The sequence below is a fragment of the Pseudomonas fildesensis genome, from assembly GCF_001050345.1.
In the GTDB taxonomy this organism is placed as follows: domain Bacteria; phylum Pseudomonadota; class Gammaproteobacteria; order Pseudomonadales; family Pseudomonadaceae; genus Aquipseudomonas; species Aquipseudomonas fildesensis.
This window is the reverse complement of the sequence record NZ_LFMW01000001.1, coordinates 547,476-561,358: the sequence shown is the minus strand read 5'-3', so window position 1 is coordinate 561,358 and position 13,883 is coordinate 547,476. Positions and strand designations below refer to the sequence as shown.

13 protein-coding genes are annotated in these 13,883 nt (G+C 59.7%); 7 read left to right on the top strand and 6 right to left on the bottom strand.

Going from position 1 to position 13,883, the window contains the following annotated elements; genetic code table 11:
* Positions 1–36 precede the first annotated feature (36 nt).
* On the bottom strand, positions 37–801 hold the full coding sequence (locus ACR52_RS02765) for a helix-turn-helix transcriptional regulator (protein ID WP_048720242.1): 765 nt from the start codon (positions 799–801) through the stop codon (positions 37–39).
* Between the two features lie 93 nt (positions 802–894).
* Here ACR52_RS02765 and ACR52_RS02760 point away from each other — a divergent pair, with 93 nt between their 5' ends.
* From ACR52_RS02760 to ACR52_RS02750, 3 genes are all read left to right on the top strand, one after another.
* On the top strand, positions 895–1,716 hold the full coding sequence (locus tag ACR52_RS02760) for a carbon-nitrogen hydrolase family protein (RefSeq protein WP_048720241.1): 822 nt from the start codon (positions 895–897) through the stop codon (positions 1,714–1,716).
* Between the two features lie 149 nt (positions 1,717–1,865).
* Positions 1,866–3,191: an APC family permease gene (locus tag ACR52_RS02755; protein WP_048720239.1), complete on the top strand. Its 1,326-nt coding sequence runs from the start codon at positions 1,866–1,868 to the stop codon at positions 3,189–3,191.
* A 101-nt stretch (positions 3,192–3,292) separates the two neighbouring features.
* Positions 3,293–3,535: a type B 50S ribosomal protein L31 gene (locus ACR52_RS02750; RefSeq protein ID WP_048720237.1), complete on the top strand. Its 243-nt coding sequence runs from the start codon at positions 3,293–3,295 to the stop codon at positions 3,533–3,535.
* Positions 3,536–3,541: 6 nt separating this feature from the next.
* On the opposite strand, the gene ACR52_RS02745 is transcribed toward ACR52_RS02750, so the two are convergent.
* The 4 genes from ACR52_RS02745 to ACR52_RS02730 form a co-directional block, all read right to left on the bottom strand.
* Positions 3,542–4,927, bottom strand: a complete 1,386-nt coding sequence (locus tag ACR52_RS02745; RefSeq protein ID WP_048720235.1) for an ATP-binding protein — start codon at positions 4,925–4,927, stop codon at positions 3,542–3,544.
* Positions 4,924–6,738: a DAHL domain-containing protein gene (locus tag ACR52_RS02740; protein ID WP_048720232.1), complete on the bottom strand. Its 1,815-nt coding sequence runs from the start codon at positions 6,736–6,738 to the stop codon at positions 4,924–4,926. Before ACR52_RS02740 ends, ACR52_RS02745 begins: the two co-directional genes overlap by 4 nt.
* Positions 6,735–7,631 (bottom strand): cytochrome-c peroxidase, encoded by an 897-nt coding sequence (locus tag ACR52_RS02735; RefSeq protein WP_082143092.1) that lies wholly within the window; start codon positions 7,629–7,631, stop codon positions 6,735–6,737. Before ACR52_RS02735 ends, ACR52_RS02740 begins: the two co-directional genes overlap by 4 nt.
* Before the next feature lie 105 nt (positions 7,632–7,736).
* On the bottom strand, positions 7,737–9,611 hold the full coding sequence (locus tag ACR52_RS02730) for a putative bifunctional diguanylate cyclase/phosphodiesterase (RefSeq protein WP_048720228.1): 1,875 nt from the start codon (positions 9,609–9,611) through the stop codon (positions 7,737–7,739).
* 256 nt (positions 9,612–9,867) lie between these two features.
* On the opposite strand from ACR52_RS02730, the gene ACR52_RS02725 reads away from it, so the two are divergent.
* From ACR52_RS02725 to ACR52_RS02710, 4 genes are read left to right on the top strand one after another with little or no spacing between them, the layout of a single operon-like run.
* Entirely contained in the window at positions 9,868–11,214 is a 1,347-nt protein-coding gene (locus ACR52_RS02725) for an HD domain-containing phosphohydrolase (RefSeq protein WP_048720226.1), read from the top strand.
* A gap of 47 nt (positions 11,215–11,261) precedes the next feature.
* Complete coding sequence (locus tag ACR52_RS02720; RefSeq protein ID WP_048720224.1) at positions 11,262–11,675, top strand: NUDIX hydrolase; 414 nt, start codon at positions 11,262–11,264, stop codon at positions 11,673–11,675.
* A gap of 24 nt (positions 11,676–11,699) precedes the next feature.
* Positions 11,700–12,338, top strand: coding sequence for a LysE family translocator (locus ACR52_RS02715; protein ID WP_048720222.1), 639 nt, complete (start codon positions 11,700–11,702; stop codon positions 12,336–12,338).
* A complete protein-coding gene (locus ACR52_RS02710) occupies positions 12,335–12,841 on the top strand; it encodes a GNAT family N-acetyltransferase (protein ID WP_048720220.1) in 507 nt (168 codons plus the stop codon). Before ACR52_RS02715 ends, ACR52_RS02710 begins: the two co-directional genes overlap by 4 nt.
* Before the next feature lie 80 nt (positions 12,842–12,921).
* Here ACR52_RS02710 and metR read toward each other — a convergent pair whose 3' ends face one another.
* On the bottom strand, positions 12,922–13,839 hold the full coding sequence (gene metR, locus ACR52_RS02705) for a transcriptional regulator MetR (RefSeq protein ID WP_048720218.1): 918 nt from the start codon (positions 13,837–13,839) through the stop codon (positions 12,922–12,924).
* Positions 13,840–13,883 lie beyond the last annotated feature (44 nt).

Genomic DNA, 13,883 nt, shown 5'->3' with positions numbered 1-13,883 from the left:
TAGGCGCCAGATAAATTCGGCTCCTACGGGGCTCATTCAGGCGTTTTGTGCCTGAAGAAAGATCGAGAACAGCTCTGACTGGGATTTGATCCCTAGCTTGCTGTACATGTGCTTTTTATGGACTTTCACGGTTTCAACAGAGATTTCCAGCTTACGAGCGATTTCCTTGCTGGAGCAACCGCTGAGCATCAAGCGGCCTACATCCAGCTCGCGGGCGGTGAGGTGTGCGCCCCAGTCATCATTCTGGATCGGCGGCTGCGGGGCGCTGACCTGGTTGAGTTCATAGGGCAGACGCTGGCGCAGCAAGCTCAGTACCCAGGGCTGAATCAACGAGAGCAAGGCAATCTGTTCCGGTTCAAAGCGCTTGCGTGAGCCCAGTGACAGGCAAAACGTGCGCCCATCAGGCAGATGGCAATTGAACTGGATCTCATCCGCCACCACATTCAGACGGAAGTAGCGCTGGTAATATTCGGTCAGCTCGAAATGCTCCGGCGCCACTTCGGCCAGGCGAAACAGCCCGGTGCGCGAGTGTTCGCGGCTGGCGATGTAGAACGGGTCGAGCAGGTAGAGACCGTTAAGGTAATCCTGGAACAGATGGTCCGGCGTACCATCCGCGCCGGGGCATTCGGCGAATACCAGCGGGCGGTGTTCGCTGCTGAACAGCAACACCACCCAACTGTCGAACGGCACATATGGGTCCAGCAAACGCACCAGTTGGGTCCAGAAGTTGGCCTGGTCGAGGGCGTCTATCATTTGCCCCACCGAACGATGCCAGGCGATGTCTTGCAGCGAAACTATCATTCGTCTACCCCCATAGGGTTACCCCAGCGGCGTGATTTCCCCGGGGGGTGCGGCTGCGCATACTGCGCCACAGATAAAACAACAGGACGTCCCATGAAGGTCGAATTTGCCCAGTTGGCAGGCCGCGATAACGGCACAGCTTACAACCTTGAGCGCGCCTTGACGGCAATTGCTGCCTGCGCCGTCGACACGCAACTGATCGTCTTTGCGGAAACCCACTTGATGGGCTTCCCCTCAGCCGAAACCGTCGCCGACATCGCCGAGCCGGTTGATGGCCCCACGGTGCAAGCGATTGTCCAGGCTGCCCGCGTGGGCAACATCGCGGTGGTCATCGGCATGGCCGAGCGCGATGGCGATCAATTCTATAACACTACCTTGCTGATCACCCCCGAAGGCATCGCCCTGCGCTATCGCAAGACCCACCTGTGGGCTTCGGACCGTGGCGTATTCACCCCAGGGGATCGCTACGCCACTTGCCTGTGGAACGGCGTGCGCGTCGGCTTGCTGATCTGCTACGACATCGAGTTCCCGGAAACCGCCCGTGCTCTGGCGCAGTTGGGCGCTGAATTACTGATCGTCACCAACGGCAACATGGACCCGTACGGCCCTACGCATCGCACCGCGATCATGGCCCGCGCTCAGGAAAACCAGGCGTTTGCGCTGATGGTCAACCGGGTGGAAGAGGGCGATGGCGGGTTGTTGTTTGCCGGTGGCAGCGCATTGGTCGACCCGTTTGGCACTTTGTTGTTCGAAGCGGGGCGTGAGGAAGGCCAGTTCGCGGTCGAGCTGGATCTCGGCCAACTGATGGCCGCCCGCAAGGACTACCGCTATCTGGATGACCAACGCTTGAAGTTGCCGGGTGAGGTAATCGAGCACGCTGACGGGACACGCGAGCTGCTTATCCCGAAACACTGACCCGATCGTGTGGCACGGACGCCGTTGTGGCGAGGGAGCAAGCGCCCTCGCCACAGGTAAAAGTGATCTGTATGCCTATAACAATTAGTGCACCCGCTACACCGACTTCAGTTCTGCCATAAATCTAATAAATCAGCGGAGAATCACTCATGGCTCGTTTGCAACGCACCCTTTCGTTAGGCTCGGTGGTGCTGTTTGGCATCGCTTATATGACGCCGATCATTGTGCTCGGCACCTTCGGCATCCTCGCTCAATCCACCGCCGGCATGGTCCCCGCCGCTTACCTCGCCGCCCTCGTGGCGATGTTTTTCACCGCGATGAGTTACGGGCGCATGGCCTCGGCCTTCCCAGTGGCGGGTTCGGCCTACAGCTATGTGCGCAAGGCGATCAGCCCCAAGCTCGGCTTTATCGCCGGTTGGGCGGTGTTGCTCGACTACCTGTTCCTGCCGATGGCTATCTGGCTGATCGGCGCGGCCTACCTCAACTCCGCTTTTCCCGCAGTGCCGCAGTGGATCTGGGTGCTGGCCTTTATCGGCATCACCAGCGCGATCAATATCGTCGGGCTCAAACTGGCCAACGGCATCAACGCCTTGCTGATGCTGGTGCAGTTTCTGGTGCTGATTGCGTTTGTCGCGCTTTGCATCCACTACCTCGGCGGCGATGCCAGCAAGCCGCTGTGGACGATCACGCCGTTCTTCAATGGCCAGATGCAAATACCGCTGATCATGAGCGGCGCCGCCATTGCCTGCTATTCGTTCCTGGGCTTTGACGCGGTCAGTACCCTCACCGAAGAAACCCGTGACCCACGGCGTACCATCCCACGCGCGATCATGTTGATCACCTTGATCGGCGGGTTGATCTTTGTAGCGGTGTCCTACTTTGTGCAGATCGCCCATCCGTCATCCGAGTTCGCCAACGTGGACTCGGCGGCGTATGAAATCGCACGCAACATCGGCGGTGATCTGTTTGTGTCGATCTTCCTGATCGGCCTGATCGTCGGCCAGTTCGCCTCGGGGCTGTCGGCACAGGCCAGCGGTTCACGCCTTCTGTTTGCCATGGGTCGCGATGGGGTGTTGCCCAAATCGTTTTTCGGTACCTTGCATGCGCGCTTCGGCACGCCAGTCAACAGCATCCTGTTGTGTGCGGTTGTGGCATTGCTGGCGTTGAAGCTGGATGTGACGACCTCCACCTCGTTCATCAACTTCGGTGCGTTCCTGGCGTTCAGCCTGGTGAACCTGTCGGTGATCTTCCACTACTGGATCGGCGCCAAACAACGCGGTGTGCGTGAGTTGATCCTGTTCCTGGTGTTCCCGGCCATCGGCCTGGTGGCGGACTTGTGGTTGATGGTCAGCCTCGATCACTTGGCGATTTATCTGGGCCTGGCGTGGTTGGCGATTGGGCTTGTTTACCTGGGTGTGCTGACGCGCGGTTTCTCGCAACAGCCGCCGGAAATGGACTTTCAGGAAGCGGCATAGAAGTTTCGGGTCTATTTTTATTGCAATCGGTTCTCGTTTGGGTACGTATTTTTGTGTTACTGTATAACAAATCAAATGCACCCAGACGCCCCGGAGGCCTTATGAAAACCGGTATCCATCCCGACTACCGCACCGTGCTGTTCCACGACACCGCCGCCGACAGCGACCGCACCCATCAACACAGCGACGGCAACACCTACCCCTACATCCCCCTCGACGTGTCGAGCGCCTCGCACCCGATCTACACGGGCCAGCAGCGCAAGACCCAGGTCGAAGGCCGGATCGCCGGGTTCAACAAGCGTTTTGCTTCGTTTGGTTCGAGTCCGAAACAAGCTGAGGCGTGATTGCGGCTAAAGCGTTTGGCGAATGGGCAGCACCACCCTGAACGTGGTGCCTTTGCCCACTTCGCTGCTGACGGAGATCGTGCCATGGTGTTTCTTGACGATCCCGTAGGAGAGTGACAACCCCAACCCCGTCCCTTCGCCCACCGGCTTGGTGGTGAAGAACGGATCGAAGATTTTCTGCACCGCCTCCGGGGCAATCCCGCAGCCGTTGTCCGCCACTTCCAGCCAGATATTCTCGCCTTCCACGCCGTTGCTGAGGGTAATGGTCCCGCGCTCCGGTCCCATGGCTTGCGCCGCGTTGATCACCAGGTTCATCACCACCTGGTTGATCTGTGAGGCCAGGCATTCGATTTCCGGCAATGGCGCATAGCGCTTGACCACGTCGGCCTTGTACTTGAGTTCGCTGGCCACGATGTTCAAGGTCGAGTCGATGCCTTGTTGCAGGTTGGCCCACTGCCAATTCTGATCGTTGTCCACCCGGGAAAAATCTTTCAAATCCTTGACGATTTGCACCACGCGACCAATGCCTTCCTTGGATTCGCGAATCAGCGTCGGAATGTCTTCCTTGAGAAACTCCAGGTCCAGGCTCAAGCGCAGGGCTTCGAGCTGATCATCGCCCATCGCCGCCTCTGCCTGCCGATAGGCATCCAACATCTGTTGCAACTGTTTGAAGTAGCCGTCCAGGGCGCCCAGGTTGGAGGAAATGAACCCCACCGGATTGTTGATCTCGTGGGCCACGCCGGCCGCCAGTTGGCCCAGGGACGCGAGTTTTTCCGACTGCACCAGCTGGCTTTCCAGTTGCTTGCGCTCGTCGATCTCCAGCTGCAAGGCCTGGCTGGCAAGCGTCAACGCCTGGGTGCGCTGTTCTACCAAGTGTTCCAGGTGGCTGGTTTGCAACGTCGCGCGCCGCGCCATGTCCCATTTGGCGGCTAGGGTGTTGGCCATTTGCTGGACTTCGATATTGTCGAAGGGTTTTTTCAGGATCAGCAGCCGGTCGTGGGCCTTCAGCCGAAACAGCAGCTCCTCCCAGGAGTAATCCGAGTACGCCGTACACACCACCACTTGCAGGTACGGATCCACCTTCCAGAGTGCTTCGATGGTCTGCGCACCGTCCCAACCCTGGGGCATGCGCATATCGACAAACGCCAGGGCATACGGTTGTTGCTCGGCCATGGCGGTTTCAAGCAACTGCAACCCCTCCTGGCCGCCGTACGCCGAGTCCAGTTCGAACGAGAGGCCCTGCAGTTTTTCGCTGGCCCCGAACAGCGTGGCTTCCATATCGTCCAGGGCGTGATTTTGCTCCATGGGCGGCTTGAGGATCTTGCGGAAGTCTTCGTGGATCGACGGCGTGTCGTCGATCAGCAGGATGCGCCGGTTCGGTGGTTTATTCATGCTTGGCCTGCGGCTTCGTTAAAGGGGATTTGCAAGGTGAACAGGGCCCCCTGGCCCGGCCCGTCGCTGTGGGCGGTCAGGCGGCCATTCATTTCAATGGCGGCCAGGGCGCAGCTGTGCAGGCCGAAGCCATGGCCTTCCTTACGCGTGGTGAACCCGTGGGTGAAGATCCGCGCCATGTTTTCGGCGGGGATACCTTCGCCGTCGTCCTTGACGCTGATCTGCAAGAGGTTGCCCTCCACGGTCTTGATCGACAAGGTAATCTGCCGAGGGCGGTTGGACAGGTTCGACATGGCGTACTTGGCGTTGCTGATCAGGTTGACCATGATCAGCAGCAGCCGGTGCTTGTCGGCCATTATCTCCGGCACCTCGGCGTATTCCTTGACCACGGTCACATGGTGGCGACTCAGCGCCCCGGAGTTCATGCGTAGGGCGTCCTCCATCAAGGCGCTGATATGCAAGGGCTCCAGCACGCTGGAAACGCCGGCGTAGGATTGCTGGGTGGAGACGATGTCCTTGATGTGGTCCACACTTTTGCTCAACTGCGCCAGCTCGTCGGTCAGGCCCTGTTGCTCGACGGCGATGGCTTCCACCAGTTGGTTGAGGTAGCCGGGCAGCAGTTTGCCTTTCTCGTCTTCGCGCAGGTAAGTGCCCAGGTCGTCAGGGTGTTCGTTGATCAATTGCATGGCCTTGCCCAGCCCCAATGCCTTGCTGGTGCGCAACTTGCGGGCGACCAGGTCGGCGGAGATGTTCACGCTGTTGAGCACGTTACCGACGTTGTGCAACACATTGGTCGCGATTTCCGCCATGCCCGCCTGGCGGGCACTGTCGAGCAGTTCGCTCTGTGCATCCTTGAGCTGACGGGTGCGTTCTTCCACGCGCTGTTCCAGGTTGGTATTGATGGCGTGCAGCGCGCGGTTGACGCGGTTGACCTCGGCGAAACTGCGCAACAGCCTGATGGCCAGGTACAGCAGCATCGCCACCAGCAAGGTGGAGAACACCAGCAGGTAATGGTGATATTTCTGTTCGATCAGGTCGGAGGCTTGCTGATCCTGGTTGAGGTGGGTGGTCAGGTCGTCCAGGCGCTCGGCCACCGGAACTGTGGCAATGCGTTCAAGCAAGGAGTTGACCACCGGCTGTTCGCGCACGATCAGCGCGATGTGGTTGCTCAGAATGTCCACCGGCACGTGGAATTCAGCCGGCATCTGTTCTTTGTTCACGGCCAGCAGGTTCAGGCCCAACAGGATTTCGGCCGCACGATCGTCGCTGGCGACCTGGGCGAACTCCAGGCTGCTGAGCAGCAGGTCATAGGTGTCGGTAGCCACGCTTTGCAGTTGCATGCGGCCCTCGTCGCCCAGCCGGTTGAACTGGGCCTGGATATCGTCTTCGGCGGTCGGCAGGAACGCCAGCGAGTTACGCAGTACCGCGTTATGGGATTTGAATTGGTCCACCAGCCGCGCTTTTTCCTCCAGCGCAACCTCGCCAGCCTCCAGGCCGGCTTGCCAGCGCGGCAGGTCTTGCGGGTCGTGATACGACGCGTGGCCCTGCAGTTCGGCCCACAGCCGGGTGATCTCGGTCAGCGGCGCTACCAGGGGGTCGTAGTTTTGAGTCAGGGCGATGCGGGCCTTGAGCACTTCACTGTCCCACTGGGCATTGAGTTGCTGCATCTGGCGAATCAGGTCGCGCGATTGCGTGTAGTGGGCGGTCTGGTCGGTGGATGACTTGATGTATAAAAATACCAGCACCGACGCCAGCAACACGGTCACGGTACCGAGCAGTAATTGGACAGCGTTGCGTCGCGAGGGTCTCATAAAGGCTTGCCTGCCCATTCGCCGGTCAGCGTCTTGAGAAATTTGACGATCCGGTCTTTATCTTCCTGGGAGGGGATACGTCCCAGTTGAAAGGTGAACATCACGTCGACGGCTTCTTCCAGTGTCTTGGCCGAAGCGTTGTGGAAGTACGGCGCGGTGACCGCGACGTTGCGCAAGCTCGGCACCTTGAACACGTTGCGGTCTTCTTCATCCTTCGTCACCAGATAGCGCCCCAGGTCCGTCTCGGCGGGCTCGCGCCCCTTGAAGTAATCGCCCATCACGCCGAACTTCTGGAACATGTTGCCGCCGATGTTCACACCTTGGTGACAGGCGATGCAGCCGTACTCCTTGAAGCGCTGGTAGCCGTATTTTTCTTCGAGGGTAAGGATCTCGGTGTTGCCCAGCAGGTACTGGTCGAAGCGCGAGTTGGGTGTGAGCAGCGTGCGCTCATAGGTCGCCAGCGCATTTTTTACGTTGGCCGCGGTCACGCCGTCGGGGTACACCTGGGTGAACGCCGCCTGGTATTGCGGCATGGCTGCCAGGTTGTCGATCACGGTCTTCCAGTCGCTGCCCATTTCCGCCGGGCTGATGACCACCTGTTCGATCTGGGCCTCAAGCGTGGTTGCCCGGCCGTCCCAGAACTGTTTGAAATTCAGGCTGGCGTTGAACACGGTAGGTGTATTGACCCGCACCGGCTTGCCATCAAAGCCCAGGGAAAAAGGCTTGTTGTCGGCCCCGCCTGTCGCCAGTTGATGGCAACTGGCGCAGGACAAGCTGCCATTGACCGAGAGGCGCTTCTCATTGAACAACTGGCGTCCCAATTCAACCGTTGCCCTATCCAGCGCCGGCTCGGGCGGGAGCGGTTTGAGCGGTTCATTCAGCGGCGCCGCCATGACGGCCGTGCACCCCAGGGTAATGACAAGGCCCAGCGCCTGTGGCGACAGGCAAAGCGAGCGTGACGGAGTGCGGCTCAAGCGGTCAGTCCTTGGGGCAAGAGGTTAATGGTCGGGCATCAGGCTGGGTTGCCCGGCTTGCATCAGCAGGGCGAAGTCGTCGGCAGCCACGGCCTTACTGAACAGGAAACCCTGGCCCTCCTCACACCGCAGGGCCTTGAGAAATTCCAGCTGCTCAATGGTTTCTACGCCCTCGGCAACGATGTTCAAGTCGAGGCTTTTACCCAGGCTGATGATCGCACCGATCAGTTGCGCGTCCTTGCTGTTGTCACTCAAGCCGCGAACAAACGATTGATCGATTTTCAGCACATCGATGGGAAATCGTCGCAAGTAGCTGAGGCTGGAGTAGCCGGTGCCGAAATCATCGACGGACAGCCGCACGCCCATCGCCTTGATCCCACGCAGCGTTGTGAGCGTGTCCTCGACGTTTTGCATCAGCACACTCTCAGTGATCTCCAGTTCAAGCAAAGCGGGCGCCAGGCCCGTGCGCTCAAGGATCGCCGCCAGGTTGGCGATAAAACTGCGCTGGCGAAAATCAATTGCCGAAATGTTCACCGAGATACACAGCGGGGGCAGGCCAGCCGCTTGCCAGGCTTGTGCCTGTTCGCAAGCCTCGCGCAACACCCACTGGCTCAGGGGCACGATCAAGCCGCTGTCTTCGGCCACGGGGATGAAGGTTGATGGGTAGATCCAGCCATGGTCGGGCTGGTGCCAGCGAATCAGTGCTTCGGCGCCGACAATCCGCCCGGTGGTCAAATCCAGTTTAGGTTGGTAATGCAAGACAAATTCATTGTTCTGCAGGGCCAGCCGGATAGCAGTTTCCAGGCTCTGCTGTTGCTGGGCGCGAAGGTTCATCTCGTCGATGAAAAAGCTGAAGTCGTTGGGGCCATGGTCCTTGATGGCGTGCATGGCGGTTTCGGCTTTCTTGATCAATTCCACGGCGCTGAAACTGTCATTGGGATAAATACTGATGCCGATGCTGGCGGTGACGCTCAGGTCGTGACCGGCCACATAACGGGCGGTGCTGACCGCCGCGAGGAGTTTTTCGGCAATGTACTGGGTTTGCTGGGGGTGCTTGATGTCGTTGAGGATCAACACGAATTCATCGGAGCCGTAGCGAAACACTGAGTCCGACTCGCGCACCGTCGCCACCAGGCTTTGGCTGACTTGCTTGAGCATTTCATCGCCGACCGGGTGGCCCAAGGCGTTGTTGATGCGCTTGAAGCGGTCCAGTCCGATAAAGATCACGGCCAATTGCGTGTCATGACGCCTGCAGACTGAAATGGCTTGTGTCAGCCGGTCGCCCAGCAGGGTGCTGTTGGGCAGTTCGGTCAGGGCGTCGTATTGCAGCAGGTGCGAAACCTTGAGCAGTTCCTGTACGCGCTCCTCAATCGTGCGTTCGAGCCCGATCAGTTTGAGCGCAGCGTCCTGCGCCAGCTGCCATTTCCAGGTCAGGGCACTGGCCATCTGGCGGATTTCCAGATTGTCGAAGGGTTTTTTCAGGATCAGCAACTGGTCGTCGTATTTGAGGCGCGCTTCGATGGCTTCGAAGGAATAGTCGGAGTAGGCCGTACACAGGGCGATTTGCAGGTTGGGGTCCACCTCCCACAGACGCTCGATGGTTTCCAGGCCATCCCAGCCCGGCGGCATGCGCATGTCGATGAACACCAGGGCATAGGGCGCGTTGTCGGCCAGGGATTTGTTGACCAGTGCCAGGGCTTCCTCGCCCTGGTAGGCGGAATCCAGTAAAAAGGTCTGCCGCACGGCCGGGGCGGTGCCAAACAGGGTTTCTTCGATACTGTCCAGCGACTGGCGGCCAGTGGCGTCGGCACACAGGATTTTGCGGAAATCCTCGTGGATTGAGGCGGTGTCATCAACGACTAAAATACGTCGATTGGCCCGCTCTGAGCGCGGGTTCACGGTTGATACCGAAAGGTGCGCAACTGCGAATTCTGGCGCATAGGGCTTCCTTACCTTGAATGCTTCGGTAGACAACCACGGACAATAGCTTCATGCCACTAGTCTAGTCGAATCCCTTGAATAAGTTGGTGACTTGGCGTCAAATCAACGCCAATTATCCCAGTCTTTATCTAGCGCTCAATGCTTGTGCATGTACAGCGATGGATCACAACGGGCGCAATGAAGCAATTTTGTGTCATTGCCAGGAGATGTCGCCATGGATGAACTACTCGCTACGACGTCCCCCTATAAACCCACTATTTTGCTGGTGGACGACGAAGAATCAATCCTCAACAGCCTGCGCCGCCTGCTGCGGGGGCAGCCCTATGATGTGCTGCTGGCCGGCAGTGGTGCCCAGGCCCTGGAGATTATGGCCGCCCAGCCCATCGACCTGATAATGACCGACGCGCGCATGCCGAACATGGACGGTGCGATGTTGCTGGCCGAGACCCACCGCCTGTACCCCACCACCACGCGCATCCTGCTGACCGGCTACGCCGACATGAGCATGATGATCAAGGCGATCAACGAAGGTCAGATTCACCGCTACATCAGCAAGCCCTGGAACGATGAGGAAATGCTCCTGACGTTGCGCCAGTCCCTGGAGCACCAGTATTCCGAGCGTGAGCGCCTGCGTCTGGAGCAACTGACCCGTGAGCAGAACGACCAGCTCAAGGCCCTCAACACCACCCTGGAAAAGCGCGTGATAGCGCGTACCAGCGAGTTGCAGCAAACCGCCGACATGCTCGACCTGGCCTACGATGAACTCAAGCGCAGCTACGTGACCGGCACGGAAGTGTTTTCGCTGCTGGCCAACCTGCGGCTGCCCAAGCAGAAACAGACCAATCGCCAGTTGATCGAGCTGATTCGGGTGTACTGCAAGGCCCAGTCGATGGACGAAGCCAGCGCCCGCGACCTGACCATGGCCGCAGCGCTCTACAACATCGGCAAGTTGAGCTGGAGCGACGGCATGATGATCGCGCCTTCGGACCAACTGCACAGCACGGACCGCGAACGCTATCGGGCTTATCCGACCCAGAGCGAGTCGTTGCTGATGACCCTGGAGCCGATGAAGGACGCCGCCCGGCTGATCCGCCATCACCAGGAACGCTGGGACGGCAGCGGTTTTCCGGACCACCTCAAGGGCGAGCTGATTCCAACGGGTTCCCGGTTATTGAAGCTGGCCGTTGACTTTATCGAGTTGCAAAAGGGGTTGGTCCTCGAACGGCAGATGAACAGCGATGAGGCGCTGCTGTACATCCGTAAATATGCCGGCAGGCTCTACGACCCGGACATGGTGGAAGACTTTGTGCAGGCGTGCTCGGCGTTCCTCAGTGACGTGACCTTGGGCGACCCGAGCGTGAAGGTGCTGACCACCCGCGAGCTGGCCGAAGGGATGGTGCTGGCGCGTAACCTCAATGCGGACAATGGCATGTTGCTGCTCAACGCCGGCAAGGTGCTGAACCTGCCGCTGGTGGACAAGTTGATCGCGTTTGAAGCCATGGAGGGTGCCAAGTACAGCGTGTTTATCAAAGAGCCGGATGAGGCGCTGCTTTCAGGTTGAGACGCTTCGTGTGATCCTTGCGTCTTTGCTTTCGAGGTCGCTTTTCCATGACGTCTACCATTCGCATCGCCGCAGCCCTCCTGATCGGCGGCGACGGCCAAACCCTGCTGGTGCGCAAGCGCGGCACTCAGGCCTTCATGCAACCGGGCGGCAAGATCGACGCCGGCGAGCAACCCGTGCAAGCCCTGGCCCGTGAACTGCACGAAGAGCTGAACCTGCGTATCGACCCGAACGAAGCGGTATACCTCGGACGCTTCTCGGCACCCGCCGCCAACGAGCCGGGCTTCACCGTGGAAGCCGAGCTGTTCCAGGTGCACATCGACGTGCCGGTGACGCCCGCTGCGGAAATCGAAGAGGTGCGCTGGATCGACCCGGCTGGTGACGGTGGCCTCGTCTTGGCACCCTTGACACGTGACCTGATCCTGCCGTTTTATCGTTCATCGCTGACTACCCTCGCCTGACTCACAAGCTCAAAGGACTGAACCGTGATCCCGCTAAACGAGTTGCTGATTTTTGCCGCTGCCTCCCTGCTGCTGGTGCTGACGCCGGGGCCGAACATGCTCTACCTGATCTCCCGTTCTATCTGCCAGGGCCGCAAGGCGGGGGTGGTGTCGTTGGTGGGCGTCGTAGCGGGTTTCTTCGTTCACCTGTTCGCTGCTGCAGCGGGCTTGACCGCCGTGTTTCTCGCCGTGCCGATGGCGTATGAAGTGTTGAAATGGGCCGGTGCCCTGTACCTGCTATGGCTGGCCTGGCAGGCGGTGAAGCCGGGCGCACGTTCGCCGTTCGAAGCCCAGCAACTGCCGCCGGATTCGACGCGAAAACTGGTGACCATGGGTTTTCTCACCAGCGCACTCAACCCGAAAATCGCGGTGTTCTACCTCTCGGTCTTCCCGCAATTCATCACCCCGGAACACGGCTCGGTGTTCACCCAGAGCCTTATGCTCGGCTTCACCCAGATCAGTGTGAGCTTCATGGTCAACCTGCTGATTTCGCTGTTCGCCGCGACCATTGCCGGATGGTTTATCAACAACCCCACCTGGCTCTCGGTGCAGCGCTATTTCATGGGCTTCGTGCTGGCGGCCCTGGCCGTGCGCCTGATGCTTGAGCAGCGTCGTAGCGCATGATTATTCGTGTGCTTGGGTCCCGCGATGCCGAGGCTTATCGGGCGTTGATGCTGGAGGCGTACGGCGCTTATCCCCAAGCGTTTACGTCCAGCGTGGCCGAGCGTGCGGCGATGCCGTTGAGTTGGTGGGAAAAGCGCATCGACAGCCCGCTGGATCGGCTGCTGGGTGGTTTTGATGGGGATGCGCTTGCGGGTATTGTCGGCCTGGCGTATGAACCTCGGGAAAAGGCGCGGCACAAGGTGACGTTGTTTGGCATGTATGTGACTGCGGCCTGTCAGCAGCAAGGTTTGGGGCGCCTATTAGTCGAGGCGGCGCTGGATGAAGCACGCAAGCATCCGCGGTTGAAAGTGATTCAACTGACCGTTACTGCCGGTAATGACGCAGCGTTTGCGCTTTACCAACGGTGCGGTTTTATCCAGTTCGGGTTGGAGCCGTTGGCGGTGCGGGTTGGGGTCGATTATTTCGACAAGATCCATATGTGGCGCGAGCTTAGGTTCGGCTGAGGACCTGTGGCTGGGTAGACGGAGTACATTGATCGTTCCCACGCAGAGCATGGGAACGATCATTCCCCCCTGGGCCCGGCCTAGCGAACCGCGCTGACGCCATCCAGCGTGGAAAACGATGTGTCCTTCGCCGTCAGCAAAAAGTCGCGCATATACGGCGCATCCAGCATGTCCGCGCGAATCCCCGCATACAGCGTCGCAAACAAGCCTTTCTCGCCCAGCCGCTTGGCCTTCACGTACCCACGTGAGCTGTATTCATGCAGCGCCCAATGCGGCATGCCGCACACGCCACGACCGCTGGCGACCAGTTGCATCATCATCACCGTCAGTTCCGAGGTGCGTACCTGGGCCGGTTCGACGTCGGCGGGTTCCAGGAAGCGGGTGAAGATGTCCAGGCGGTCGCGCTCCACCGGGTAGGTGATCAGGGTTTCGGTGAGCAGGTCTTCCGGCACGATGTACGACTTGCTCGCCAGCGCGTGCTGGTTGGCCACGGCGAGCATGGCTTCGTAGGTGAACAGCGGCACATAGGTGATGCCCGGCAGTTCCAACGGGTCGGATGTGACGACCAAGTCCAGGTCGCCACGGGCCAGTGCCGGCAGCGGCGCGAAGGCGAAACCGGACGCGAGGTCCAGCTCGACTTCAGGCCAGGCATCGCGGAACTGGTCGATGGTCGGCATCAGCCATTGGAAGCAACTGTGGCACTCGATGGCCATGTGCAAACGCCCGGCGGTGCCGCCGGCCAAGCGGGCGATATCGCGCTCGGCACCGCGCAGCAGCGGCAGGGTGGCGTCGGCCAGTTGCAGCAGGCGCAGGCCGGCGCTGGTGAAGCGCAGTGGTTTGGTCTTGCGCACGAACAGCTGCATGCCCAGGCGCTCTTCCAGTTCCTTGAACTGGTGGGACAGCGCCGATTGCGTCAGGTGCAGGCGTTCGGCGGCTTCCACCAGGCTGTCGGCTTCACGCAGGGCGTGCAGGGTCTTGAGATGACGGATTTCGAGCACGGGCTTTCCATGAGAAAAATTTGAGACGGAATCGAATAGCGTGA

Bases quoted from the DNA above. Each gene is read 5' to 3' on its own strand.
- ACR52_RS02735 (WP_082143092.1), bottom strand. From the start codon at position 7,631: ATGGCGGCGCCGCTGAATGAACCGCTCAAACCGCTCCCGCCCGAGCCG.
- ACR52_RS02710 (WP_048720220.1), top strand. From the start codon at position 12,335: ATGATTATTCGTGTGCTTGGGTCCCGCGATGCCGAGGCTTATCGGGCG.
- ACR52_RS02720 (WP_048720224.1), top strand. From the start codon at position 11,262: ATGACGTCTACCATTCGCATCGCCGCAGCCCTCCTGATCGGCGGCGAC.
- ACR52_RS02765 (WP_048720242.1), bottom strand. From the start codon at position 801: ATGATAGTTTCGCTGCAAGACATCGCCTGGCATCGTTCGGTGGGGCAA.
- ACR52_RS02745 (WP_048720235.1), bottom strand. From the start codon at position 4,927: ATGAATAAACCACCGAACCGGCGCATCCTGCTGATCGACGACACGCCG.
- ACR52_RS02740 (WP_048720232.1), bottom strand. From the start codon at position 6,738: ATGAGACCCTCGCGACGCAACGCTGTCCAATTACTGCTCGGTACCGTG.
- ACR52_RS02760 (WP_048720241.1), top strand. From the start codon at position 895: ATGAAGGTCGAATTTGCCCAGTTGGCAGGCCGCGATAACGGCACAGCT.
- ACR52_RS02755 (WP_048720239.1), top strand. From the start codon at position 1,866: ATGGCTCGTTTGCAACGCACCCTTTCGTTAGGCTCGGTGGTGCTGTTT.
- ACR52_RS02750 (WP_048720237.1), top strand. From the start codon at position 3,293: ATGAAAACCGGTATCCATCCCGACTACCGCACCGTGCTGTTCCACGAC.
- ACR52_RS02725 (WP_048720226.1), top strand. From the start codon at position 9,868: ATGGATGAACTACTCGCTACGACGTCCCCCTATAAACCCACTATTTTG.